The 23,182-nt window shown below is 72.3% G+C and carries 21 protein-coding genes; 16 read left to right on the plus strand and 5 right to left on the minus strand.

Annotated elements, in window-relative coordinates:
- Window positions 1–111 precede the first annotated feature (111 nt).
- The 5 genes from MTP13_RS12840 (at window position 112) to MTP13_RS12860 (ending at window position 5,358) form a co-directional block, all read left to right on the plus strand.
- Window positions 112–468, plus strand: a complete 357-nt coding sequence (locus MTP13_RS12840; RefSeq protein ID WP_243568132.1) for a YraN family protein — start codon at window positions 112–114, stop codon at window positions 466–468.
- Window positions 468–2,009, plus strand: a complete 1,542-nt coding sequence (locus MTP13_RS12845; protein WP_243568133.1) for a YifB family Mg chelatase-like AAA ATPase — start codon at window positions 468–470, stop codon at window positions 2,007–2,009. The genes MTP13_RS12840 and MTP13_RS12845 overlap by 1 nt, the downstream gene beginning before the upstream one ends.
- A gap of 8 nt (window positions 2,010–2,017) precedes the next feature.
- Window positions 2,018–3,340, plus strand: coding sequence for a DNA-processing protein DprA (gene dprA / locus MTP13_RS12850; RefSeq protein ID WP_243568134.1), 1,323 nt, complete (start codon window positions 2,018–2,020; stop codon window positions 3,338–3,340).
- 82 nt (window positions 3,341–3,422) lie between these two features.
- Entirely contained in the window at window positions 3,423–4,319 is an 897-nt protein-coding gene (locus MTP13_RS12855) for a metallophosphoesterase (RefSeq protein WP_243568135.1), read from the plus strand.
- Between the two features lie 4 nt (window positions 4,320–4,323).
- On the plus strand, window positions 4,324–5,358 hold the full coding sequence (locus tag MTP13_RS12860; protein ID WP_243568136.1) for a tyrosine-type recombinase/integrase: 1,035 nt from the start codon (window positions 4,324–4,326) through the stop codon (window positions 5,356–5,358).
- A gap of 44 nt (window positions 5,359–5,402) precedes the next feature.
- Here MTP13_RS12860 and MTP13_RS12865 read toward each other — a convergent pair whose 3' ends face one another.
- Window positions 5,403–5,915, minus strand: coding sequence for a murein hydrolase activator EnvC family protein (locus MTP13_RS12865; RefSeq protein ID WP_243568137.1), 513 nt, complete (start codon window positions 5,913–5,915; stop codon window positions 5,403–5,405).
- 425 nt (window positions 5,916–6,340) lie between these two features.
- On the opposite strand from MTP13_RS12865, the gene rpsB reads away from it, so the two are divergent.
- From rpsB to MTP13_RS12910, 9 genes are all read left to right on the plus strand, one after another.
- The gene (gene rpsB, locus MTP13_RS12870) at window positions 6,341–7,252 is read left to right on the plus strand and encodes a 30S ribosomal protein S2 (protein ID WP_243568138.1); all 912 of its coding nucleotides are present in this window, start codon (window positions 6,341–6,343) and stop codon (window positions 7,250–7,252) included.
- Between the two features lie 23 nt (window positions 7,253–7,275).
- Window positions 7,276–8,100: a translation elongation factor Ts gene (tsf, locus tag MTP13_RS12875; RefSeq protein ID WP_243568139.1), complete on the plus strand. Its 825-nt coding sequence runs from the start codon at window positions 7,276–7,278 to the stop codon at window positions 8,098–8,100.
- Between the two features lie 198 nt (window positions 8,101–8,298).
- A complete protein-coding gene (pyrH, locus tag MTP13_RS12880) occupies window positions 8,299–9,036 on the plus strand; it encodes a UMP kinase (protein WP_189084800.1) in 738 nt (245 codons plus the stop codon).
- Between the two features lie 35 nt (window positions 9,037–9,071).
- Window positions 9,072–9,626 carry a ribosome recycling factor gene (frr, locus tag MTP13_RS12885; RefSeq protein WP_189084801.1) on the plus strand — a complete coding sequence of 185 codons (555 nt, stop codon included), beginning with the start codon at window positions 9,072–9,074 and terminating at the stop codon, window positions 9,624–9,626.
- Window positions 9,627–9,635: 9 nt separating this feature from the next.
- Window positions 9,636–10,652 carry a phosphatidate cytidylyltransferase gene (locus tag MTP13_RS12890; RefSeq protein ID WP_243568140.1) on the plus strand — a complete coding sequence of 339 codons (1,017 nt, stop codon included), beginning with the start codon at window positions 9,636–9,638 and terminating at the stop codon, window positions 10,650–10,652.
- A 20-nt stretch (window positions 10,653–10,672) separates the two neighbouring features.
- Window positions 10,673–11,227 carry a DivIVA domain-containing protein gene (locus MTP13_RS12895; RefSeq protein WP_243568141.1) on the plus strand — a complete coding sequence of 185 codons (555 nt, stop codon included), beginning with the start codon at window positions 10,673–10,675 and terminating at the stop codon, window positions 11,225–11,227.
- 153 nt (window positions 11,228–11,380) lie between these two features.
- Window positions 11,381–11,980: an aggregation-promoting factor C-terminal-like domain-containing protein gene (locus MTP13_RS18305; protein ID WP_424221780.1), complete on the plus strand. Its 600-nt coding sequence runs from the start codon at window positions 11,381–11,383 to the stop codon at window positions 11,978–11,980.
- Window positions 11,981–12,064: 84 nt separating this feature from the next.
- Window positions 12,065–12,370, plus strand: a complete 306-nt coding sequence (locus MTP13_RS12905; protein ID WP_243568142.1) for a hypothetical protein — start codon at window positions 12,065–12,067, stop codon at window positions 12,368–12,370.
- Window positions 12,367–13,116, plus strand: coding sequence for an alpha/beta hydrolase (locus tag MTP13_RS12910; RefSeq protein ID WP_243568143.1), 750 nt, complete (start codon window positions 12,367–12,369; stop codon window positions 13,114–13,116). Before MTP13_RS12905 ends, MTP13_RS12910 begins: the two co-directional genes overlap by 4 nt.
- Before the next feature lie 48 nt (window positions 13,117–13,164).
- Here the strand turns inward: MTP13_RS12910 and MTP13_RS12915 are convergent, their stop codons facing one another.
- Together MTP13_RS12915 and MTP13_RS12920 are read right to left on the minus strand one after the other, a co-directional pair.
- Window positions 13,165–14,241, minus strand: coding sequence for an AI-2E family transporter (locus MTP13_RS12915; protein ID WP_243568144.1), 1,077 nt, complete (start codon window positions 14,239–14,241; stop codon window positions 13,165–13,167).
- Window positions 14,242–14,263: 22 nt separating this feature from the next.
- On the minus strand, window positions 14,264–15,877 hold the full coding sequence (locus tag MTP13_RS12920) for a DivIVA domain-containing protein (protein ID WP_243568145.1): 1,614 nt from the start codon (window positions 15,875–15,877) through the stop codon (window positions 14,264–14,266).
- A 161-nt stretch (window positions 15,878–16,038) separates the two neighbouring features.
- Between MTP13_RS12920 and MTP13_RS12925 the strand changes: the two genes are divergently transcribed.
- Together MTP13_RS12925 and MTP13_RS12930 are read left to right on the plus strand one after the other, a co-directional pair.
- On the plus strand, window positions 16,039–17,910 hold the full coding sequence (locus tag MTP13_RS12925) for a DUF8094 domain-containing protein (RefSeq protein ID WP_243568146.1): 1,872 nt from the start codon (window positions 16,039–16,041) through the stop codon (window positions 17,908–17,910).
- Window positions 17,907–18,842 (plus strand): tetratricopeptide repeat protein, encoded by a 936-nt coding sequence (locus MTP13_RS12930; RefSeq protein WP_243568147.1) that lies wholly within the window; start codon window positions 17,907–17,909, stop codon window positions 18,840–18,842. Before MTP13_RS12925 ends, MTP13_RS12930 begins: the two co-directional genes overlap by 4 nt.
- Window positions 18,843–18,892: 50 nt before the next feature.
- On the opposite strand, the gene glgB is transcribed toward MTP13_RS12930, so the two are convergent.
- Window positions 18,893–21,073 (minus strand): 1,4-alpha-glucan branching protein GlgB, encoded by a 2,181-nt coding sequence (gene glgB / locus MTP13_RS12935; RefSeq protein WP_243568148.1) that lies wholly within the window; start codon window positions 21,071–21,073, stop codon window positions 18,893–18,895.
- Window positions 21,066–23,108, minus strand: a complete 2,043-nt coding sequence (locus MTP13_RS12940) for a maltotransferase domain-containing protein (protein WP_243568149.1) — start codon at window positions 23,106–23,108, stop codon at window positions 21,066–21,068. The genes glgB and MTP13_RS12940 overlap by 8 nt, the downstream gene beginning before the upstream one ends.
- Window positions 23,109–23,182: the final 74 nt, after the last annotated feature.

The following is a 23,182-nucleotide window of genomic DNA, read 5'->3' on the forward strand; positions in this document are numbered from 1 at the left end:
TCCGCGCTCCTCCGCAGCTGTCGCGGTGAGCGGCGCCCTCTCCACCGATCCGCCCGGCCCCGACGTGCACGCACCGATGGTTCGCGACGCTGGGTCGCGGAGGTGGTGCGGATGTCCCACAACGCAGAACTCGGACGCCTCGGCGAAGATCTCGCCGCGGCGCACCTGGAGGCGCGAGGCTTCCGGCTGATCGAACGCAACTGGCGGTGCAGGCACGGCGAGATCGACGTCGTCGCCGCGCACCGTGCGTGCACGGTGTTCATCGAGGTGAAGACGCGCGCGGGCGACCGCTTCGGCCATCCGTTCGAGGCGATCACGGCGGCGAAGCTCGCCCGGCTCCGTCGCCTCGCGGCGATGTGGTGCGAGGCGAAGGGCGCGGCCGCGGGGCCGCCGCGCATCGATGCGGTCGCGGTGCTGGTCAGGCCGGGCGAGGCCGCCGTCATCGAGCATCTCGAAGGCATCGGCTGATGCCGGTCGCGCGCACCCGGTCCGTGGCGCTGCTCGGGCTCAGCGGGTCCATCGTCGAGGTCGAGGCCGACCTCGGCAGCCAGCTCCCGGCGTTCCTCGTGATCGGCCTGCCCGACGCCGCCATCGGCGAGTCGCGGGAGCGCGTCCGGGCGGCCGCGGCCAATTCCGGATGCCCTCTGCCGGCGCGCCGGCTCACGGTCAACCTCTCGCCGGCCACGCTTCCGAAGCACGGCTCGGGCTTCGACCTGGCGATCGCGATCGCCTGCCTCGCGGCAGCCGGTCGCCTCGACCCGGGCTCCGCGGGAGCGCTCGTGCACCTCGGTGAGCTCGGCCTGGACGGCCGCCTGCGCCCGACCGACGGCGTGCTGCCTGCGGTGCTCGCCGCGCGGCGGGCCGGCGTCCAGCGCGTCATGGTGCCCGCGGCGAACGCCGCCGAGGCGTCGCTCGTCGGCGGCATCGAAGTGGTCGGGGTGGCCTCCCTCGCCGAAGCGGTCTCCTGGCACGGCGGCGATGTCGAGGTGGTCGCCGTCGACCCGGTCCTCGCCGCGCAACCGCTGGAACCGCCCCTCGTCCATTCCGGCGACCTCGCGGACGTCGTGGGCAATCCCGAGGCGGTGGCGGCGCTCATCGCGGCCGCGGCCGGCGGGCATCATCTGGGGCTCTACGGACCGCCCGGCGCCGGCAAGACGATGCTGGCCTCGCGCCTGCCGGGCATCCTCCCGGACCTCGGCCTCGACCAGTCGCTCGAGGTCGCGTCCCTGCGCTCGTTGTCCGGGCTCGGGGTCGGCGGGCTCTCGACGAGGCCGCCCTTCGAGGCACCGCACCACACCGCGAGCGCGGCGTCGATCATCGGCGGCGGCGGTCGGCTCATCCGGCCCGGCGCGGCAGCGCGAGCCTCGCACGGCGTGCTCTTCCTCGACGAGGCGCCGGAGTTCCCCACCTCCGTGCTCGACGTGCTCCGGCAGCCGCTCGAGTCCCGATCGATCTCGATCCACCGGGCGAGCGCGATCGCCTCGTTCCCGGCGAGCTTCCAGCTGGTGCTGGCGGCCAATCCCTGCCCGTGCGGGCAGTGGTCGCCGAAGGGCGAGGCCTGCACCTGCGCGCCGAGCGTGAAGCGGCGGTACCTCTCGCGCATCTCCGGCCCCCTGCGGGACCGGCTCGACCTCGAACTGTGGGTGCCCAGGCTGACGACGACGGCGACGAGCGAGGGCGCAGCCGGGCGCGTCTCCAGCGCCGAGGCCCGCCGCCGGGTCGAGCTCGCCCGAGCGGTCGCGGCCGAGCGATATCGGCAGACCCCGTGGCGCACCAACGCGGAGGTGCCCAGGCCGTGGCTTCGCGGAGCCGGTGGCATGCACCCGGGATCCCGGGCGACCGTCGCCATCGATCGGGCGCTCGAACGCGGCGGGCTCACGATGCGCGGCTACGACAAGGTGCTGCGGCTCGCCTGGACGCTCGCCGACCTCGACGGCGCCGGGGTGCCCGACGGCGAGCACGTCGGGCAGGCGAACGTGTTGCGAAGGGCCCCGCTGTGGGCGGCCTGAGCAACGCCGTGACCGCGGCGCTTGACCGCGCCGAGTCGCTCGTGGCAGTGATGCGACCCCCATCGCACGCCTCGGCGGCGCACGCCGGGCCCGCGCCGCTCGGTCCCACGCCGGCAGACGCCGCGTCGCGCGCGCTGCTGGGCGTCCTGGCGGAGCCCGGCGACGGCACCCTCGGCGCGCTCGTCGCGTCGCTCGGCGCACCGGCGGCCGCCGAGTTCATCGCCAGCGAGCGCACGGTGGGCGAGGTGTTCCGTGCCCAGCCGGGACTCGCGCTCGATCCGGGCGCCCGCGCCGTCGAGGACGGGCTCGATCGGTGGCGCCAGCGTCTCGCCCCGGATCCGTTCCTGCGCTCGCTCGAACAGGCCGAACGGCTCGGAGCCCGCATGCTCGTCCCCGGCGACGACGGCTGGCCCGACCGGCTCGACGACCTCGGCCCGCACGCGCCGCTGGTGCTCTGGGTGCGCGGCGACCCGCGACTGGTCGCCGCCCGGCCGAGCATCGCCGTCGTCGGGGCTCGCGCGGCGACGGGCTACGGCGAGCAGCTCGCCCTCGAGACCGCGACCGGGCTCGTCGATCGGGGCTGCACGATCGTCTCCGGCGGGGCCTACGGCATCGACGGCGCGGCGCACCGTGCGGCACTGCGGCGCGGGGGAGCGACGGTCGCCGTGCTCGCCGGCGGGCCCGATCGGCTCTACCCTCAGGGCCACGCAGCGCTGCTCGGCGAGATCGTCGAGCGCGGGGCGGTGGTCTCCGAGCTGCCCTGCGGGGCTGCACCGACCAAGTGGCGGTTCCTCGCACGCAACCGGGTCATCGCCGCGCTGAGCGACGCGGTCGTCGTGGTCGAGGCCGGGTGGCGTTCCGGCGCCCTCAACACGGCGCATCACGCGGCGTCGCTGGGTCGCCCGGTCGGCGTAGTGCCCGGACCGGTGACGAGCCCGGCATCCGCCGGCTGCCATCGCCTGCTGCGCGAGCAGGAGGCGGTCTGCGTCACCGACGCCGCCGAGGCGGCGGAACTGCTCGGCCGGGGCGGCGAGACGATGCTGGAGCCGCAGGTCGACGCGGCGCTGCAGATTGATGCGGGCACGCTGAGCGGCGGCGTGAGCGGGGCCGCGGGCCGGAGCGGGGCGCCAGGGTCGCAGGCCGTCCCCGCCGGACTCCGCGACGTCGAGATCCGGCTGCTCGATGCGATGAGCGTCCGGGCGCCGCGCAGCGTCGCCGAGCTCGCGGCGCGCGCCGGGCTCGAGCCGTCGCGCGCCCTCGGCGCACTCGGCACGCTCGACGCCCTCGGGCGGGTGCGGCGCACCACCGACGGCTGGCTCATCCGTCGATGAAGGCGACTCCTCCCGACCACGCCGAGGCTGCGCCGGGCGGTGGCAGAGGTCCGCCGTAGGCTGTGCCCTGGAGGCCAGACGGATGCAACTCGGCAGATACCCGGCAGCGCACACGACGATCGCGCACCTGAGCGATACGCACCTGCTCGCCGGCGGCGCACCGCTCGGCGGCGCGGCCGACACGGTCGCGGCGCTCGCTCACGCCGTCGAGCAGCTCGATCGGCTCGGCACCGGCGTCGACGCGATCGTCGTGACCGGTGACATCGCGGACCTCGGCGAGCCGGACGCCTATCGGCTGGCACGCGCCGCGCTCGAGCCGCTCGCGAATCGTTCCCACGCCGAGCTCGTCTGGGTGATGGGCAACCACGACGAGCGCGAGCCGTTCGCCGCCGAGCTGCTCGATCTCGCCGCGACGCGCGAGCCGCTGCACCGGGTGGTCGAGCTCAACGGGGTTCGCATCGTCTCCTTCGATGTCTCGGTACCCGGCTGGCACCACGGCGCGATCGACGAGGAGCGCGCGGCCTGGCTCGCCGAGGTGCTGTCCACGCCCGCGCCCCGCGGCACCGTGCTCGCGGTGCACCATGCGCCGATCCCGACGCCGATCGCGGTGATGGACGTGCTCGAGCTGCAGGGCCAGGAGCGGCTCGCCGAGGTGCTGCGGGGGAGCGATGTGCGGCTGATCCTCGGCGGGCATCTGCACTATCCGAGCAGCGGGAGCTTCGCGGGCATCCCCGTGTCGATCGCCGGTGCGACCGCGTACGCCCTCGACGTCAGCGCCCCGCCGCGCGAGCTGCAGGGGGTCGACGGCGGGCGATCCTTCTCCCTCGTGCAGCTCTTCGACGACGGACACCTCGTCTCCGTGGCCCCGGTCGGCCCGAACCCGGTGATCTCCCGCTTCGACGCCGAGTTCGTCGACGACCTGTCGAGGCTCGACCCGCCGGCGAGGCTCGAGCGATTCTCGCGCAAGCGAACCGGGTGACGCGGTGAGTCCGCTCGGCGCCGCGATCGAGGAGTATCTCGCCCATCTCCGTGATGAGCGCCGCTACTCCGTGCACACGGTCGCGGCATATGCCGCCGACCTGAACGACCTCGCCCGCTTCGCGGACACCCGCGACGCGGCAACGGCAACGGCGGTAGCGCAGCCTGCGGACGACCGCCCCGGGCTCGGCGCCGAGCTCGAGCTCGCCCTGCTCCGGGACTGGCTGTGGGACGGAGACCAGCGGGGCCTCGCTCGCGCGACGCTGGCCAGGCGGGCGGCGAGCGCCCGGGGATTCGCCGCCTGGCTCGCCACGAGCGGCCGCGCGACGAGCGACGCCGGCGCCAGGCTCCGCGCCCCGAAACCGCAACGCACCCTCCCTCGCGTGCTCACCCGCGACGCCGCCGACGGCCTGCTCGCCGAGCTCGAGCAGGCCGCCGCCGAAGGCGAGCCGAACGCCCTGCGCGATCACGCTGTCGTGGAACTGCTCTACGCGGCCGCGCTGCGCGTCTCCGAGCTCGTCGGCCTCGATCTCGACGACCTCGACCGCTCCAATCGCACCGTACGGGTGCTGGGCAAGGGGGCGAAGGAACGGGTGGTGCCGTACGGGGTCCCGGCCGCGCACGCCCTCGACCGCTACCTCGAGATCGGCCGCCCGGCGCTGCTCGCGCGGGCCGCGGCGAGAGCGGAGCTGCCCGCGGCTGGATCGCCCGCCGGCGGAGGACGGCGCACCGCATCCGCCCGGCGCACGCCGCTCGACCGTGGCCACGCCGTGTTCCTCGGGGCGCGGGGCGGCCGGCTGAACGCCAGGAGCGTGCACCGCCTCGTCGCCGGCCTGCTCGCCGAAGTGCCGGGCGGCGGGCCCGCCGGGCCGCACGCCTTCCGGCACACGGCGGCGACCCACCTGCTCGACGGCGGGGCAGAGCTGCGGGCGGTGCAGGAGTTCCTGGGGCACGCGAGCCTCGGCACGACCCAGATCTACACGCACGTCTCGGCCGAACGGCTGAAGCAGAGCTATCGAACCGCCCACCCGCGGGCCTGAACCCGGCACGCGGCCCGGCGGGGTCAGGCGCAGCGTGGGCGGCGTCAGTCGAGCGGGAGCAGCACCGCGCGGGGCACCGAGCCGAGCAAGAGCATCGGCGAGACGTACTCCCCGTGCAGCCGCACACCGAAGTGGATGCAGGCACCGTCGCAATGGCCGCCGGCCGCCACGGTGCCGAGCGGCTCACCGGGCGCCACGGCGGTGCCGACCGCCACGAGCGCCGCCACCGGTTCGACGGCGCTCACGTAGCCGTCGCCGTGGTCGACGGCGACGAGCGGCCGCCCGGCGACCGTGCCCGCGAAGCTGACGGTGCCGCCGGCGGGCGCGCGCACCTCGTCGCCCGCCGCCGCGGCGAGGTCGATGCCGCGGTGCCCGGCCGCATACGGGGTGGGCGGCGCGCGGAACGGGGCGGTGATCGTGGCCGGGGGACCCACCGGCCACCACCAGTCGGTGTCTGCGGAACGGCCCGCCGCGAGCGGTGCGACCGGAGCGCCGGGCACCGCCTGCGGAGCCGCCCGCACCTCTGCCGCCTGGGCGGAGGTGAGGGCACCCGTCATGGCGAGTGCGCCGAACAGCAAGAGGAGCAGGGAACGGGGACGATGCGGTGGGAGCATGCTTCGACTCTTCCCGGATAGGCGGCGCGCGGGCCCGCCCAGCGCGAATCCGTGCAATGGAGCAGACCGGCGAGGACTGTGGAGGACGAGGCATCCGCTCGCGCCATCCGCTCGCGCCGAGCCATCGCAGGGCGCGATCGAGCCGACCGCGCCTGACCGCGGCCCGCCCGGTGAACTGGTAGAGTGGGTCCGCACCTCGCATGTCGAGGTGACTCCGCGTGCCCATGCGGCCGCCGATCCCACTCAGTCCGACTCGACGCGAGTCGCTGCCCAGCAGCGAGTCGCCGAAGCGGCGGGATCGCGCCGGGCACCAGGGCTTCCGGCCGCCGGCCGGCAGCGTACAACTGAGAACAGAAGGAGAACGGCTCATGGCCGTCGTCACCATTCGCCAGCTGCTCGACAGCGGCGTGCACTTCGGGCACCAGACCCGCCGCTGGAACCCGAAGATGAAGCGCTTCATCTTCACCGAGCGCTCGGGCATCTACATCATCGACCTGCAGCAGTCGCTCGCCTACATCGACAAGGCGTACGACTTCGTCCGCGAGACGGTCGCCCACGGCGGCACCGTCCTCTTCGTCGGCACGAAGAAGCAGGCGCAGGAGTCCATCGCCGAGCAGGCGACCCGCGTCGGCCAGCCCTACGTGAACCAGCGCTGGCTCGGTGGCCTCCTCACCAACTTCAGCACGGTGTCGAAGCGCCTCGCCCGCATGAAGGAGCTCGAGGAGCTCGACTTCGAGGGCACCACCTCGGGCTTCACCAAGAAGGAGCTGCTGCTCAAGAAGCGCGAGCTCGACAAGCTCCACAAGTCGCTCGGCGGCATCCGCAACCTCTCGAAGACGCCCTCGGCGCTCTGGGTCGTGGACACCAAGAAGGAGCACCTCGCGATCGACGAGGCCAAGAAGCTCGGCATCCCCGTCATCGGCATCCTCGACACGAACTGCGACCCCGACGAGGTGCAGTACCCGATCCCGGGCAACGACGACGCGATCCGCTCGGTGAGCCTGCTCACCCGCATCATCGCCGACGCCGCGGCCGAGGGCCTCATCGAGCGTCACCAGAAGCCGGAGGAGAGCGGCAACGTCTCCGCCGTCGAGCCGCTCGCCGAGTGGGAGCAGGAGCTCCTGCAGCAGGGCGCCGCGACCGAGAAGGCCGTCGAGACCGAGGCTGAGGCCAAGGCCGAAGCCGCCGAGGTCGTCGACGAGGCCGCGACCGAGATCGCCGCGACCGAGTCCGAGGCAGACGCCGAGGGCGCGGCCGCTGCCGCCACCCCCGCCGAATAAGTCCCCGAAGGAGACAGCCAGACATGGCAATCAGCATCGCTGACATCAAGGCCCTGCGCGAGCAGCTCGGCACGGGCATGGTCGACACCAAGAAGGCGCTCGAGGAGGCCGGTGGCGACCTCGAGAAGGCCACCGAGATCCTGCGCCTGAAGGGCGCCAAGGGCAACGCCAAGCGCGCCGATCGCTCGACGAGCGAGGGCCTCGTGGCCGCCAAGGAGTCGGCCGACGGCTACACGATGATCCAGCTCGCCTGCGAGACGGACTTCGTCGCGAAGAACGAGAAGTTCATCGCCCTCGCCGACAAGGTGCTCGACGCGGTCGCCGCGGCCGGCGCCACCGACGTGGCGTCCGCCCTCGCCGCGCCCGCCGACGGCAAGACCGTCGGCGAGCTCATCGACGAGCAGGCCGCCACCCTCGGCGAGAAGGTCGAGCTCTCGAAGGTCGCCACGCTGAGCGGCGACGACTTCGCGGTCTACCTGCACAAGACCTCGAAGGACCTCCCGCCGCAGATCGGCGTCGTCGTCGCCTACACGGGTGGCGACGCCGAGACCGCGCGGGCGATCGCGCAGCACATCGCGATGTTCGACCCGACGTACCTCACGCGCGACGAGGTGCCGGCCGACATCGTCGAGAAGGAGCGCGAGCTCGTCACCGAGATCAGCCGCAACGAGGGCAAGCCCGAGGCCGCCCTGCCGAAGATCGTGGAGGGTCGTCTCACCGCGTTCTTCAAGCAGGTCGCCCTGCTCGAGCAGGACTACGCCCGCGACAACAAGCAGCAGGTGAAGAAGGTGCTCGACGACGCCGGCCTCACCGTGACCGGCTTCGCCCGGTTCAAGGCCACGGCGTAACGCCGTTGAGGAGGAGTCCGGATCGCTCGTCGATCCGGACTCCTTTTCTGTGCGCCCGACGGGTGCGCACGCGCCCGGACGGGCGCTGACGTCTGGCCCCGCCCTCCTCGTCGGGCGGGATTCCCAGGCTCCGTACGGCTCCACCACGATGCCGACGCACTAGTTTGAACTCAGACGAGCGGGAAGGAACCGACACCCATGACCGAGACGCCCAAGCGACGCAGGGTCCTCCTCAAGCTCTCCGGCGAGTCGTTCGGCGGGGGCGCCCTCGGCGTCAACCCCGACGTCGTCAGCCAGATCGCCCGTGAGATCGCGGATGCCGCGCGCACCGTCGAGATCGCGATCGTCGTCGGCGGCGGCAACTTCTTCCGCGGCGCCGAGCTCAGCCAGCGCGGCATGGACCGCGGGCGCGCCGACTACATGGGCATGCTCGGCACGGTCATGAACTCGCTCGCCCTGCAGGACTTCCTCGAGCAGGCGGGTGCGGAGACCCGGGTGCAGTCGGCCATCGAGATGACGCAGGTCGCCGAGCCGTACATCCCGCGCCGCGCCGAGCGTCATCTCGAGAAGGGGCGCGTGGTCATCTTCGGCGCGGGCGCCGGTCTGCCGTACTTCTCCACCGACACGGTCGCCGCGCAGCGTGCGCTCGAGATCGGCGCCGACCTCGTGCTCGTCGCGAAGAACGGCGTGGACGGCGTCTACTCGGACGACCCGCGCACGAACCCCGACGCGCACAAGATCGACCGCATCAGCTACCAGGAGGCGCTCCAGCGCGGCCTCAAGGTCGTCGACTCGACCGCCTTCAGCCTGTGCATGGACAACGGCATGCCGATGCAGGTGTTCGGCATGGAGCCGGCCGGCAATGTGACCGCGGCCATCCTCGGCGCCGACTTCGGCACCGTCGTGGCGAACGGCGTGGAACCCGTCAGTCGATAGACTGACCAGAGGCTTAGAACCGTAAGGAGTTCGACGTGATCGCGGATGTACTTTCCGACGCCGGTGTGCGTATGCAGAAGGCCGTCGAGGCGGCGAAGGAGGATTTCGCCACCGTGCGAACGGGTCGTGCGAACCCGCAGCTCTTCCAGAAGATCATGGTGAGCTACTACGGCACGCCCACCCCGCTCGCCCAGCTCGCCTCGCTCGCCAACCCGGAGGCGCGCACGCTCGTCGTGACGCCCTACGACAAGAGCGCGATGAAGGACATCGAGCAGGCCATCCGCGACACGCCGAACCTCGGGGCCAACCCGAACAACGACGGCAATGTCATCCGAGTGACGCTCCCCGAGCTCACGGAGGAGCGCCGCAAGGAGTTCGTGAAGATCGTCCGCTCCAAGGCGGAGGACGCCCGCGTCTCGGTGCGCAACGTGCGCCGCAAGGCCAAGGACGACCTCGACGCGCTGAAGGGCGAGGTCGGCGACGACGAGGTCGCGCGCGGTGAGAAGGAGCTCGAGCAGGTGACCAAGGCGCACGTCGACCAGATCGACGAGGCGCTGAAGCGCAAGGAAGCCGAACTCCTCGAGGTCTGAGGGCAGCGGATGTCGGGCGTTCCCGAGGAGGAGCGCGACGGGGGATCGGGGCACGAGCCCGCGTCGCGCGGTGAGTTCCGCGCTCAAGTGCAGGCGCGGAAGGCTGATCTCGAGCGGCAGTTCGGGGCGAGGAAAGCCGATTTCGAGCGGCAGTTCGAGGCCGGCAAGGCGCAGTTCGATCAGGCGCAGGAGCGCATCCAGGCGCGCACCGGGCGGAATCTGATCCTGGCGGTGCTCATCGGCGTGGTCTTCGGTGGCGCCCTGCTGCTCAGCCTGCTCTTCCTCAAAGAGCTGTTCATGCTCCTCGCGGTGCTGATGGTCGGCTTCGCGAGCTACGAGCTCGCCCAGGCGCTGCGCAAGGGTTCGTACCTCGTGCCGCGCATTCCCACCGTCGTCGCCGCGGTGGTGGCGGTGCCCATCGCCTACTACGGCGGACCGGGCGGACAACTGCTCGCGGTGCTCGGCGGCATCCTGCTGGTCACCGTGTGGCGCCTCGTCGAGCAGGCGTTCCCGAAGGCGGTCGCAGGGTCGCGGGGCCTGCTGCGCGATCTGGCCGCCGGGGCGTTCGTGCAGGGCTATGTGACGTTCCTCGCCTCCTTCGCGGTGGTGCTGACGGCGGCGGACGGCGGGCAGTGGTGGACGCTCGCGTTCATCATCATCGCGGTCGGCGCCGACACCGGCGCCTACGCCGCGGGGCTCTTGTTCGGCAAGCATCCGATGGCGCCGGTGATCAGCCCGAAGAAGACGTGGGAGGGCTTCGCCGGGGGAGCGCTGGCGAGCCTCGTCGCCGGCGTGCTGCTGTCGGTGTTCATGCTCGGCAACACGTGGTGGTTCGGGCTCGTCTTCGGCGCGGCCGTCCTGCTCACCGCAACGCTCGGCGATCTCGCGGAGTCGCTCATCAAGCGGGATCTCGGCATCAAGGACATGAGCTCCTGGCTGCCGGGCCATGGCGGATTCCTCGACCGGCTCGACTCGATCCTGCCGTCCGCGGCGGTTGCGTTCGTGGCCTTCCAGCTCTTCGGATGAGCGTGCGCAATACTGGAGCGGTGTCTTCTCCCTTTCCGCGCGCACGAAAGCCCAAGCTCGGGTACCACACCGGCGAGGTCGACGAGTTCCTGAGGGTGGCGCGTCGCGCCTACGACGGCACTCCGGCGCCAGGGGACCAGACGATCACCGCGGAGTCGATCCGGCTCACGGCGTTCGGCATGCAGAAGCACGGCTACTCGACCGACCACGTGGATGCCGCGCTCGAACGGCTCGAGGACGCCTTCGCCGCGCAGGAGCGGCGCACCTCGGCGCTGCTCTACGGGCAGGAGGCGTGGCTGCGCGAGGCTCGCACCACGGCGCAGGTCATCGCCAATCGGCTCGGCCGCCCCGAGCACCACCGCTTCGAGCGGGTGAATCCCCTCGTCACGGGCTACCGGGTCGAGGACGTCGATCGCTTCGCGGACAAGCTCACCCGGTACTTCCGCGACGGCTGGCCGATCTCGGTGGACGATGTGCGCACGGTGACCTTCCGGCCGCAACGCGGCGGTTATCGCGAGGCGCAGGTCGACCTCGTGCTCGACGCGGTCGTCGACGTGATGCTGGCCGTGCGATGAGCCGAACCGTCTCGCTAGACTCGGAGGATCGTGGGTAGGCACTCTGACGCAGGCGCGCCAAGCGCGTCGGTTCCGCGTCCCCAGCTCGCTCCCGCCCGTCGCGCCGTCGAACCTGAGGCCGCATCCCGTCGTCGCCCCGCGAGCGGCACCGCCGTGCGCTCCCGCCTCAAGCAGGCGCTGACCGTGGGGTTCGCCTCGGCCGCGAGCATCGGCATCGTCCTCGTCAACCTGGTCGATCCGACCGTCGACGCGCGGGCGACCGCGGCGTCGGGTGTGGAGTTCGCCGCGGCCGGCGACCGCTTCGAGGGCCGAGCGGTGCAGGACCTCCAGCTCGAGGGCGAGTACACGCTCTCGGTCGGCCGTGAGGACTACGCCGTCGAGAAGAAGCCGGAACCGATCGTCGAGGCGCCCGAGGCGGTGGCCTGGGCGCCGCCGGCCGTCGAGCCCGATCCCGGTTCGGCGCAGGGCTACGCCGCCGGCGCGGTCGCGGCCCGCGGCTGGGGAGCTGGCGAGTTCGACTGCCTGGTGGCGCTCTGGGACCGTGAGTCCGGATGGCGAGTGAACGCGCACAACGAGTCGAGCGGCGCCTACGGCATTCCGCAGTCCCTGCCCGGGTCGAAGATGGCGAGCGCCGGTGACGACTGGGAGACGAACGCCGCCACCCAGATCGAGTGGGGTCTCGGGTACATCCAGGGGCGCTACGGCTCGCCCTGCGGCGCGTGGGCGCACTCCGAGTCGGCCGGCTGGTACTGAGCCGCTTCCGGTACGCGCGGCACCTCCCTGCCGCCGCTTCCGGTACGCGCGGCACCTCCCTGCCGCCGCCGTAGACTGGTGCGCATGGCACCCTCGCACCGCTCCCGTGGACGGTCCGCGCGTGCCCGCGAGCCGCATCCCGAGCTCGACGTCGAGCGCCTGACCTCCGGCTGGCGCCGCACCGAGACCCATCGCGGCCGCGAGTGGAACGTCCAGCCGGTGTCCGAGGCGCAGGCGCAGAAGGCGTACGCCTGCCCCGGCTGCGCGCAGGAGATCCTGCCGGGCACCGCCCACCTCGTGGTGTGGCGAGCGGACGGGGTGCTCGGCGACGCGGCGGACCTGGCCGCGCGCCGGCACTGGCACACCCACTGCTGGAAGGCGGGCAGATGACGCACGATTCCCTCGGCACGACGCCGGTCGAGATCCGCGCGGGCGTCGAGCTCCCCGCCGTGCGCGAGGAGATCGAGCTCACGACGGCTGACGGGCTCCGACTCGTCGGCGAACTCGCCACGCCCGAGGGCAGGGCGCCGGTCGCGACCCTCGTGACGCTGCATCCCCTGCCGACCGCGGGCGGCTTCATGGACTCGCACATCCTGCGCAAGGCGGCGGCGCGGCTGCCCGCGCTCGCAGATCTCGCGGTGCTGCGGTTCAACACGCGCGGCACCACTTCTCCGCGCGGCACGAGCGACGGAGCGTTCGGCGAGGGCGACGCGGAGCGGGCGGATGTCGCGGCGGCGATGGCGTTCGTCGAGGCGCGCGGGCTTCCGCACCCGTGGCTGCTCGGCTGGTCGTTCGGTACCGAGCTCGCGCTCAAGTACGGCCTGGAGCACCGCATCGACGGCGCCATCCTGCTCTCTCCGCCCCTTCACCGCACGACCGAAGCCGAACTGCTGCGCTGGCGCGACGCCGAGCCGCGACTCGTCGCCCTCATCCCGGAGTTCGACGACTACCTGCGGCCGGCCGAGGCGGCGGCGCGCTTCGCGAGCGTGCCCCGGCTCGAGCGCATCGACGTGGAGGGCGGCCGTCACCTGTGGGTCGGCGAGACGCAGACGCGTCGGGTGCTCGACGAGATCGTCGCGATCGTGAATCCGGCGGCTGCGCCGCTGCCCACGAGCTGGCCGGTCGCGAGCGCGTGAGGCGCCTAGCCCGTCGGCGCGGCGTCGCAGGCGGGCCGGATGCGCGCCTCAGCGCTCGTTCTGCCGCGGGACGACGACCTGCTTGATGATCAGCAGCAGCGATGCGGCGATGGGGATGGCGACGAGCGCTCCGAGCACGCCGAGGAGTGCGCCGCCCGCGAGGGCGGCGACCACGACGAGGGCCGCGGGGACCTTGACGGCCCGGTTCATGATGCGCGGGCTCAGCACGTATGCCTCGACCTGCATGTAGACGATGTAGTACACGGCGGCGACGAGCGCAGTGAGCGGTGAACCCAGTCCGGGGATGAGGCAGACGAGCACGATGAGGACGGACCCGGTCAGGGTGCCCACGAGCGGGACGAGGGAGAACGCGAAGGCGACGAAGGCGAGCACTGCGGAGAACGGCGCCTGGATCACCGAGAGGAAGATGAAGCTCGCGACGCCGTTGATCGCGGCGAGCGACACCTGGCCGATGACGTACCGTCCGACCGACTGGGTGATCTGCTCCGTGAGGTCGGCGAAGCGGGGCCGCCGCGAGGCGGGCACGAGCTGGTAGATGCCCCGCTTCATGGTGTTCAGCGACGCCGTGAAATAGAGGGTCAGGATGACGACGATGATGACGGCGAAGAGACCGGAGCCGAGCGCCACCGCGACCTGCCAGACGCCGCCCGCGAGCTCGCTGATCTTGTCCGGGTCGCTCACGAAGTCGACGACGCCCTTGGAGATGCTGTCCCAGATCTCCTGCACGTTCAAGAGCGGGAACTGCTGCTGCAGGGAGTCGAGCGTGCTCGCCACCCACTCGGTCGAGTTCAGGTTGGTGACGAGCAGGGGGACCCGCTGCACGAGCTGCCCCACCTGTTCGACGATGATCGGGATGACCGCGAGCAGCAGGGCGGCGACCAGCGCTGCCACGCCCGCCATCACGATGAGGATGGAGCTCCAGCGGGGGAGTCCGCGTCGTTCGAGCCAGGCGATGGCCGGCTCGAGGCCGAGCGCGAGGAAGAGGGCGGCCCCGACGTAGGTGAGGATCGTCGACAGGCTCGCCAGCGACATCAGGATCAGCAGCCCGACGCCGACGCCGAGCGTGCCGACGAGCCCGACCCGGAACGCGTTCTGGATCTTCATGCCGGGAGCCGCCCCGCCCTCGCTACTCGGTGTCCGCCGCGACCTGCTCCGCCTGGGTCAGGACACCGCGGAGGCTCTCGAAGTAGCCGGCGACGGCGTCGCGCTCGATGCGGATCTGGGAGAGGCGGTCCTCGGCGTCGGCGACGAGGGCGCGGGTGCGCTCCTCGGCGTCGGAGATGAGCTTGCGGGCCTGGTCGTGCGCGCCCTGCACCCGGGAGTGCGCGTCCTCTTCGGCGCGGTTGCGGAGCTCGGCGATCTCGGCGCGGACCTCGGTCTCGAGCCGCTCGACCTCGGCCCGGCTGGACGCCGTGCGGGCCACGGCGTCGGCGAGCTCGGCGTTCGCCTCGTCGAGGAACTTCTTGGTCTCGGCGACGCCCTGCTGGTGGGCGGCGAGCAGTTCCTGCTCGGCGTCGTCGCGCTTCGTCGCGAGCTCGGTCTCGAGGTCGATGCGGGCCTGCTCGATCTCCCGGGTCATCCGGTTCACCTCGTGCGTCGTCTTCTTGCGCATCGAGGTGAGCTGGTTGTCGAGGTCGATGCGGGCCTGCTCGGCCTCCGCCTCGAAGTCGGCGCGGGCCTGCTCCTGCTCGAGCGCGAGGTCTGCGCGCATCTGCTCGAGCTCCGCGGCGTGCTTCGCGCGGATCCGCTCGAGCTCGTGGGCGAGCTTCTGCTTCGCGGCCTCGGCTTCGCGGGCGCGGTCGATGGCGGCCTGCTCGCGGGCGAGGTCGAGCTCCTCGCGACCGGCGGCGAGCTCACGGGCGAGATCGGCGCGGGCCTGCTCGAGCTCGTGCCCCAGCGCGGTGCGCTCCTCGGCGGTCTCGGCGGCCACCGCGGCGCGGGCCTCGTCGCTCTCGCGGGCGAGGTCGAGGCGTGCCTGCTCGGTCTCCGCGGCGAGGTCGAGGCGCACCTGCTCGCTCTCCTTCGCGAGCTCGGCACGGGCACGGTCGAGCTCGACCGCGACCTCGGCGCGGGTCTGCTCGGTCTCCTTCGCGAGCCCCGCGGCGGTCGCCTTCGCTTCGTTCGCCTCGGCGTTCGCCTCGGCGAGTCGCTGGGTGGCGCGGCGCTCGGCCTCGGAGATCGCGGCGGCGGCCTCGCGCTTCGCGCTGGCTCGGAGCTCGGCGGTCTCGGTCGCGGCGGAGCTGCGGATCGCGGCGGCGTCGCGCGCCGCCTCCTGGCGGAGCTGCTCGCTCGTCTCGTGCGCCCTGGCGACCATGTCGTCGGCCTCCGCACGGGCGTTCTCGAGCAGCCGGCTCGCCTGGGCGCGCGCCTCGGAGACGCTCCGCTCGGCGAGCTCGCGCGCGTCCGACTTGAGGACGTGCACCTCGTCCTCGGCGGCCCGGCGCAGCTTCTCCGCATCGATGTCGGCCTGGGCGATCAGCCGGGTGGACTGCTCCTCGGCGACGCGGAGCGTGTTCTCGAGCTTGGTGCCGAGGCCGGAGAAGGTCGGGCTGCCGACCTCTTCGAGTTCGGCCGTGAGTTCTTCGATCCGGGCGAGGAGTCGCTTGTTCTCCTTCGATGCCTCGGTCGACTGGGTGTTCGCGGCGATGATGTCGCGACGCAGGCCGTTGATCGCCTTGTCGACTTCATCCTTGTCGTATCCGCGGAACACCTGGGTGAACTCGGTCTCTTCGGCGGCCATTCTTCCTCCGTGTCGGTCCCGCGACGGCGAAAAGGCGCGCGGGAATCGCCTCCGATTGTACGGGTAGGACGCGCGGCCGGGGATTTCGTCTTCAGCTGGCGGTTAGGAGACGCTCAGGCGCGCTGGGTAGTGTGGAATGTCTTTGCCCCTGGAGGTCCTACGTGCGATTCGTCCTCGCCATCGTGGCGTTCGTCGCTGCGGCCGTGCTCATCGGGCTGGGTATCGCCCAGCGCACGGTCTTCCTCGAGCCTGCCCGGGTGTCGCTCACGGCGAGCGTCGACGAGGCGGCGGACTACATCGTGGTGCAACCGGAGGCGCTCGCCGCGCACCCCGGCAAGCAGACGCTGAGCGCCGCCGGCGACGGCACCGTCTTCCTCGCCTACGGCCGTTCGTCCGACGTCGAGGCCTGGGTGCGTTCGAGCGACCACGTGACCGTCGGCTACGACGCCGAGACCGACTCGCTCGTGACCGAGCGGGTCGAGGGCGTGACGGATGACCCGGCCGAGGAGGCACCCGCCGACGGCACCGTCGTCGAGACCCCCGCGACGCCGGCCACGCCCGACGCCCCGGCCGCGGACACGGCGACCGTGTCTCCCGCCGGCTCCGACCTGTGGCTCGATCAGTTCACCGGCGACCGCAGGGTCACCACGACCATCGCGGCGCCCGAGGGCATCTCGGTCATCGTCGCCTCGGGATCCGAGGACCCCGTGCCCGACCAGCTCGTGGTCGCGTGGCCGCTCGACAACTCGACGCCGTGGGCCGGCCCGCTCCTGGTCGGCGGCAGCGTGCTCTTCCTCGTCGGCCTCGTGCTGCTCTTCTTCGGCATCCGCCACCACCGCCGCTCGCGCGGCCCGCGCCGCAACCTCCCCAAGGGCACGCGGGGCCTGCGCCGCCGCAGCCCGGCGAGCGCGGCGGATCAGTCGCGGGCGCTCGGCCGCGGGCGCCGCGCGATCCTCGCCCCGCTCATCCTCGTCCCGGCGCTCGCGCTCACGGCCTGCTCGGCCGACTACTGGCCGAGCTTCGAGCAGGCGTCGCCGAGCGACACCGCGACGGCGACCCCCGACCCGAGCGCGAGCGAAGCGCCCGAGGAGGGCGAGCCGGCAGAAGAGAGCGTGCCCGCCGTCACCGAGCCGCAGATGGAGCGCATCATGCGCACCATCTCGGAGTTCACCGTCGCCAACGACGAGGCCCGCGCGAGCGACACGCTCGAGACCCGCTTCACGGGCCCGGCGCTCGAGGCCCGGGCCGCCGACTACACGATCCGCGGAACGCTGCCCGACCAGACCCAGGCGCTCGCCATCCCGCCGGGGCCGCTGTCCGTGATGCTGCCGCAGCAGACGAGCGCCGACCCGACGACCGGATGGCCCCGCACTGTTCTCACCGTCATCGAGTCGTCCGACGACGCCGCGGTCGCCCCGACCGCGCTCGTCCTCCAGCAGGACGCGCCGCGCGACCAGTACCACGTGCTTTACACGATGTCGTTGGTGCCGGGACCGGAGTTCCCCGACGTCGCGCCCGCCTCGATCGGCGCCCCGATCATCGCCCCCGAGTACAAGGGCCTCTCGCTCGCCCCGTCGCAGGTCTCGACGGCGTTCGCCGACATCCTGATGAAGGGGGCGGAGAGTGAGTACGCACCGCTCTTCGACCTCGAGGGCACCGACCTGGACGACACGCTCAACGCGACCGCTCGGGCGAACGAGGTCCAGGGTGCGAACCCGACCATCACGCTGAGCGTCTCCGCCGTCGCCGGCGACGCCCCCGTCGTCGCGCTCGCGACGAACGACGCGGGCGCGCTCGTCTCGACGCTCGTGCGTCGGACCGAGCAGTCCCGTCCGAACGACGGCGGCACGACCGGCTTCAAGGAGAACACGCCCGCGCGCGCACTGTCCGGCTTCACGGAGCAGAGCGCGAAGGGCGTGCAGTCCACACGCGATCTGCAGCTGCTCTTCTACGTGCCGGCGGTCGGCACGGACGAACCCATTCGGCTCCTCGGCTGGTCCGAGAGCCTCGTCAGCGCCTCGGAGGTCCAATGACGAACCCGAACGACCCGATCGGCCTGCGCGGTGCGGTCGACCTGTCCTCGCTCGCTCAGCGGGCCCAGCCGTCGAGCGACGGCGCGGCTCCGGCGGGCGGCGGCACCGACCCCCTGATCGTCGAGGCCGATGACCAGAGCTTCGGCCGGGTGCTCGAGCAGAGCAAGACCGTGCCGGTCGTCACCGTGCTCTGGGCCGGGTTCAGCGAGCCGTCGATCGAGCTCGTCGACCGGATCGCCCGACTGGTGCGCGCCCGGGACGGGCGGCTCCTGCTCGCCGCGGTCGACGCGGAGCGGAGCCCGCAGCTCGTGCAGGCGCTGCAGGCGCAGTCCGTGCCGACGGTCGTCGCCCTCGTCGCCGGCCAGCCGGTGCCCCTCTTCGCGGGCTCGCAGCCCGACGACGTCATCGAGCAGCTGTTCGACCAGCTCCTCGAGCTCGGCGCGCAGCACGGGGCCGACGGCCGGATCGACCCCGGCGGCGCCTCCGCCGACGAGGCCGCCGAGCCGGTCGAGGCCCCGCTGCCCCCGCTGCACCAGGAGGCGTACGACGCCATCGAGCGGGGCGACTACCAGGCCGCCGAGGCGGCGTACCGCACCGCGATGGCGCAGGACCCCCGCGATCAGCTCGCCGTCGCCGGGCTCGCCCAGGTGCGCCTGCTCGGGCGCCTGCAGGGCAAGAGCCTCGACGAGGTGCGCAACGCCGCGGCATCCGCGCCGAACGACCTCGAGGCGCAGCTCGCGGTCGCCGATCTCGACCTCTCCGGCGGGCACATCGACGACGCCTTCGACCGGCTGCTGAGCCTGTTCCCGAGCTTGGACCCGGACGGCAAGACCGCCGTGCGCGAACGCCTCGTCGAGCTCTTCGAGGTCGTCGGCACGGAAGACCCCCGGGTCGCCGTGGCGCGCCGCCGGCTCGCGAGCCTGCTCTACTGATCCCGCGCCGTTCGCGCGGCCGAACGCGTACGCGAGGGTGACCCTCCGGGTCAGCCCTCGGGTCGGAACCAGAGCGCACCGAGCGGCGGCAGCGTGACGCTCGCCGAGGCCGGTCGCCCCGCCCAGGGTGCGTCGACCGCCTCCACGGCGCCGAGGTTGCCGACGCCGGAGCCGCCGAACTCGAGGGCGTCGGAGTTCAGGACCTCGACCCAGCGGCCGGCGGCCGGCAGCCCGAGGCGGAATCCCTCGTGCGGGCGGCCGGAGAAGTTCACGACGCAGAGCAGCGGCACTCGTTCCCGGTCGTAGCGGAGGAACGCGATCACGTTCTCCGCAGCGGCGGCGCCGTCGACCCACTCGAAGCCGGCGGAATCGTCGTCGAGCTGCCAGAGCGAGGGCAGCTCGCGGTAGACGCGGTTCAGCTGAGCGACGAACTCGGCGAGCTGCCGGTGCGAGGGCTGGTCGAGGATCCACCAGTCGAGCCCGCGCTCCTCGCTCCACTCGGAGAGCTGGCCGAACTCCTGACCCATGAACAGCAGTTGCTTGCCGGGGTGCGCCCACATGAAGGCGAGGTAGGCGCGCGTCGTGGCGAGCTGCTGCCAATGATCACCCGGCATCTTGCGCACGAGCGAGCCCTTGCCGTGCACGACCTCGTCGTGGCTGATGGGCAGCACGTAGTGCTCGCTGAACGCGTACTGGAGCGAGAAGGTGAGCTCGTCGTGGTGGTGCGCCCGGTACATGGGATCGTGCCCGAGGTACTGGAGCGTGTCGTGCATCCAGCCCATGTTCCACTTGTAGCCGAAGCCGAGCCCGCCTGAAGAGGTCGGCGCGGTGACGCCCGGCCAGGCGGTCGACTCCTCGGCGATCATCACGATGCCCGCGTTTCGCTTGTACGCGGTCGCCGTCGCCTCCTGCAGGAACGCGATCGCCTCGAGGTGCTCGCGTCCGCCGTGCTCGTTCGGCAGCCATTCACCGTCGGCGCGGGAGTAGTCCAGATAGAGCATCGAGGCGACCGCGTCGACTCGGAGCCCGTCGACGTGGAACTCCTCGAGCCAGAACAGGGCGTTGGCGACGAGGAAGTTCCGCACCCGCGGGTTGCCATAGTCGAACACGAGCGTGCCCCAGTCGAGCTGCTCGCCGCGGCGCGGGTCGGCGTGCTCGTAGAGCGGTTCGCCGTCGAAGCGGGCGAGAGCCCACTCGTCCTTCGGGAAGTGCCCGGGCACCCAGTCCATGATCACGCCGATGCCGGTCTGGTGCAGGCGGTCGATCAGGTACTTGAGATCGTCGGGGGAGCCGAAGCGGCTCGTCGCCGCGTAGTACCCGGTGACCTGATAGCCCCACGAGCCGCCGAACGGGTGCTCGGCGAGCGGAAGGAACTCGACGTGGGTGTAGCCGAGCCAGTCGAGGTACTCGATGAGCTCGTCGGCGACGTCGCGGTAGCCCCGGCCGGGCCGCCAGGAGCCGAGATGGAGCTCGTAGATGCTCATCGGCCGTTCGTGGACGGAGCGGGCGGCCCGCTCGGCGAGCCAGGCCGCGTCGTCCCAGCGGTGCTCGCTCGTCGAGACGATCGAGGCCGTGGCGGGAGCCTCCTCGGCCTGCCGCGCCATCGGATCGGCCTTCATGATCCAGGCGCCGGCCTCGGTGAGCAGCTCGAACTTGTAGCGCGATCCGGCTTCGACGTCCGGGACGAAGAGCTCCCACACGCCGCTCGCTCCCATGCTGCGCATGGCGTGCCCGCGGCCGTCCCAGCGGTTGAAGTCGCCCACGACGCGCACCGCGCGCGCCCTCGGCGCCCAGACGGTGAACGCGGTCCCGTTCACGGTCTCCCCGATACCGCGGTGGCTGCGGAGGTGGGCGCCGAGCGCCCGCCAGAGCTCTTCGTGCCGGCCCTCGCCGATGAGGTGCAGGTCGAGCTCACCGATGGTGGGTTCGAAGCGGTAGGGGTCGTCGGCGGTCCACTCGGTGCCGTCCGTGTAGTGGGCGCGGATCAGGTAGCCGCTCGGGGGGCCGTCGTCGCCGCCGGACCAGATCCCCTCGCCGAGGTGACGGAGCGGGATGACCCGGCCGTCGTCGAGGATGGCGTCCACCGTGTCCGCGAGCGGCCGACGGGCCCGGATCAGGGTGCGCGCGGCTCCGGGTGCCTCGCCGCCGTGCTGGCCGAGCACGGCGTGCGGATCGGCCGAGCGGCCCTCGGCCACCGCGGTCAGGAGCTCGAGGGGAACGGCGTCAGTCATGCGGTGCCCCCTTCGAGGCATCCGCGCCGTTCGGCCGGACGTGCAGCACGTGCGCCGGCCGGGTGAACGCGTCGAGCCGGACGTAGGCGTCCGCGCCCCATTCCCAGTGCTGCCCCGTCACGAGGTCCTCGACGTCGAAGGTGCTGCCCGGCGGCAGGCCGAGCGCTTCGAGGTCGAGGTGCACGGTCGTCTCGCGCACCGAGTGCGGGTCGACGTTCGCGACGACGATCAGCGTGTCGTCCGCTCCGGTGCCCGTGAACTCGGCGGCGAGCCGCTTGGAGTACACGAGGACGGCGTCGTCGTCGCTGCGATGGACGTGCAGGTTGCGGAGCTGGCCGAGCGCGGGGTGCTCGGTGCGGATGCGGTTCAGGATGCCGAGGTAGAGCGCGAGTGAACGGCCCTCCGCCTCGGCGAGAGCGAAGTCGCGCGGTTTGTACTCGTACTTCTCGTTGTCGATCGCCTCCTCCGCGCCCGGTCGGGCGACGGACTCGAACAGCTCGAAGCCCGAGTAGACGCCCCACGTCGGGGCGGCGGTCGCGGCGATCGTCGCCCGCACGGTGAACGCCGCGGGGCCGCCGAACTGCAGGTACTCGGTGAGGATGTCCGGGGTGTTCACGAAGAGGTTCGGCCGCAGGAAGTCGGCCGTATCCCGGGCGAGCCCGAGCAGGAACTCCTCGAGCTCCGCCTTCGTGTTCCGCCAGGTGAAGTACGTGTACGACTGCTGGAACCCCGCCATGGCGAGCGCCTGGAGCATGGCCGGCCTGGTGAACGCCTCGGCGAGGAAGACGACGTCCGGCTCCTCGGCGTTCACCGTGGCGATGAGCCGCTCCCAGAACGCCAGGGGCTTGGTGTGCGGGTTGTCGACGCGGAAGATGCGCACGCCCTGCGCGATCCAGTGGCGCACGATGCGCAGCACCTCGGCGAAGAGGCCCTCCGGGTCGTCGTCGAAGTTGACCGGGTAGATGTCCTGGTACTTCTTCGGCGGGTTCTCGGCGTAGCGGATGGTGCCGTCGGGGAGCACGGTGAACCATTCCGGGTGGGCGGCGACCCAGGGGTGGTCCGGTGAGGCCTGCAGGGCGAGGTCGAGGGCGACCTCGATGCCGCGCGCGGCGGCCTCGCGCACGAAGCGGCGGAAGTCGGCGAGCGTGCCGAGATCGGGGTGGATCGCGTCGTGCCCGCCGGGGGTGCCGTCGGCGAGCGGTCCGCCGATCGCCCAGGGCGAGCCGGGGTCGTGCGGTCCGGGGTCGAGCGTGTTGTTGCGGCCCTTGCGGTTCGTGACGCCGATCGGGTGGATCGGCGGCAGGTACACGACGTCGAAGCCCATCGCCGCGATGCCGTCGAGGCGGTGCACCGCGCTGCGGAAGGTCCCCGACTTCCAACTGCCGTCGGCGCGTCGTTTCGCACCCTCCGAGCGGGGGAAGAACTCGTACCAGCTGCCGACCCCCGCGCGGCGTCGTTCGACGAGCAGCTCGCGCTCGGGTGAGTCGCCCGCGAGCCGGCTGAGCGGACGCAGCTCGAACTCCGCGAGCGCCGGGTCGTCGACGAGCGCGCGGCGCTGCGCCGGGTCGAGCTCCGGATCGCGGAGCCGCTCGGCCAGCGCCGCGAGCGCCCGCCTGGCGGCTGCCGGCCGCTCCCGATCGCCCGCGGCGCGGTCGAGAAGCCGGGCGCCGAGCTCGTACATCAGGGCCACGTCGACGCCCGCATCGATCTTCACGGCGGCGTCGTGCCGCCAGGTGCCGATCTCGTCGTCGAAGCCGGTGACGTGCCAGTGCCAGCGGCCGAGCTCGTCGAGCTGCACCTCCGTGGTCCAGCGGTCCGTGCCGGGCCCTGCGCTCGTCATCCGACGGCGCAGGACGCGCCCGCTCGGCGCCGCGAGCTCGAGGAGGGCGCCGACGAGGTCGTGCCCCTCCCGGAAGACCGTCGCCCCGAACGGCACCACCTCGCCCTCGAACGCCTTCGGATGCCAGCGCGGGTCTGGCACGGCCGGGGTGAGCCCGGTCACGGGGATGCGGTCGGCTGCGAGGCGGAACGTCACCCTCCGAACGTTAGCGCAGCGCGGTTTCCGTGTCCTCAGCTGCGAGCGATGCTGCGGTGTTCACACGCCGGACA

The organism is Agromyces soli (assembly GCF_022811605.1).
Classification (GTDB): domain Bacteria; phylum Actinomycetota; class Actinomycetes; order Actinomycetales; family Microbacteriaceae; genus Agromyces; species Agromyces soli.

Bases quoted from the DNA above. Each gene is read 5' to 3' on its own strand.
- MTP13_RS12855 (WP_243568135.1), top strand. From the start codon at position 3,423: ATGCAACTCGGCAGATACCCGGCAGCGCACACGACGATCGCGCACCTG.
- MTP13_RS12865 (WP_243568137.1), bottom strand. From the start codon at position 5,915: ATGACGGGTGCCCTCACCTCCGCCCAGGCGGCAGAGGTGCGGGCGGCT.
- rpsB (WP_243568138.1), top strand. From the start codon at position 6,341: ATGGCCGTCGTCACCATTCGCCAGCTGCTCGACAGCGGCGTGCACTTC.
- MTP13_RS12890 (WP_243568140.1), top strand. From the start codon at position 9,636: ATGTCGGGCGTTCCCGAGGAGGAGCGCGACGGGGGATCGGGGCACGAG.
- MTP13_RS12910 (WP_243568143.1), top strand. From the start codon at position 12,367: ATGACGCACGATTCCCTCGGCACGACGCCGGTCGAGATCCGCGCGGGC.
- MTP13_RS12930 (WP_243568147.1), top strand. From the start codon at position 17,907: ATGACGAACCCGAACGACCCGATCGGCCTGCGCGGTGCGGTCGACCTG.
- MTP13_RS12845 (WP_243568133.1), top strand. From the start codon at position 468: ATGCCGGTCGCGCGCACCCGGTCCGTGGCGCTGCTCGGGCTCAGCGGG.
- MTP13_RS12915 (WP_243568144.1), bottom strand. From the start codon at position 14,241: ATGAAGATCCAGAACGCGTTCCGGGTCGGGCTCGTCGGCACGCTCGGC.
- tsf (WP_243568139.1), top strand. From the start codon at position 7,276: ATGGCAATCAGCATCGCTGACATCAAGGCCCTGCGCGAGCAGCTCGGC.
- glgB (WP_243568148.1), bottom strand. From the start codon at position 21,073: ATGACTGACGCCGTTCCCCTCGAGCTCCTGACCGCGGTGGCCGAGGGC.
- MTP13_RS12840 (WP_243568132.1), top strand. From the start codon at position 112: ATGTCCCACAACGCAGAACTCGGACGCCTCGGCGAAGATCTCGCCGCG.
- pyrH (WP_189084800.1), top strand. From the start codon at position 8,299: ATGACCGAGACGCCCAAGCGACGCAGGGTCCTCCTCAAGCTCTCCGGC.
- MTP13_RS12920 (WP_243568145.1), bottom strand. From the start codon at position 15,877: ATGGCCGCCGAAGAGACCGAGTTCACCCAGGTGTTCCGCGGATACGAC.
- MTP13_RS12905 (WP_243568142.1), top strand. From the start codon at position 12,065: ATGGCACCCTCGCACCGCTCCCGTGGACGGTCCGCGCGTGCCCGCGAG.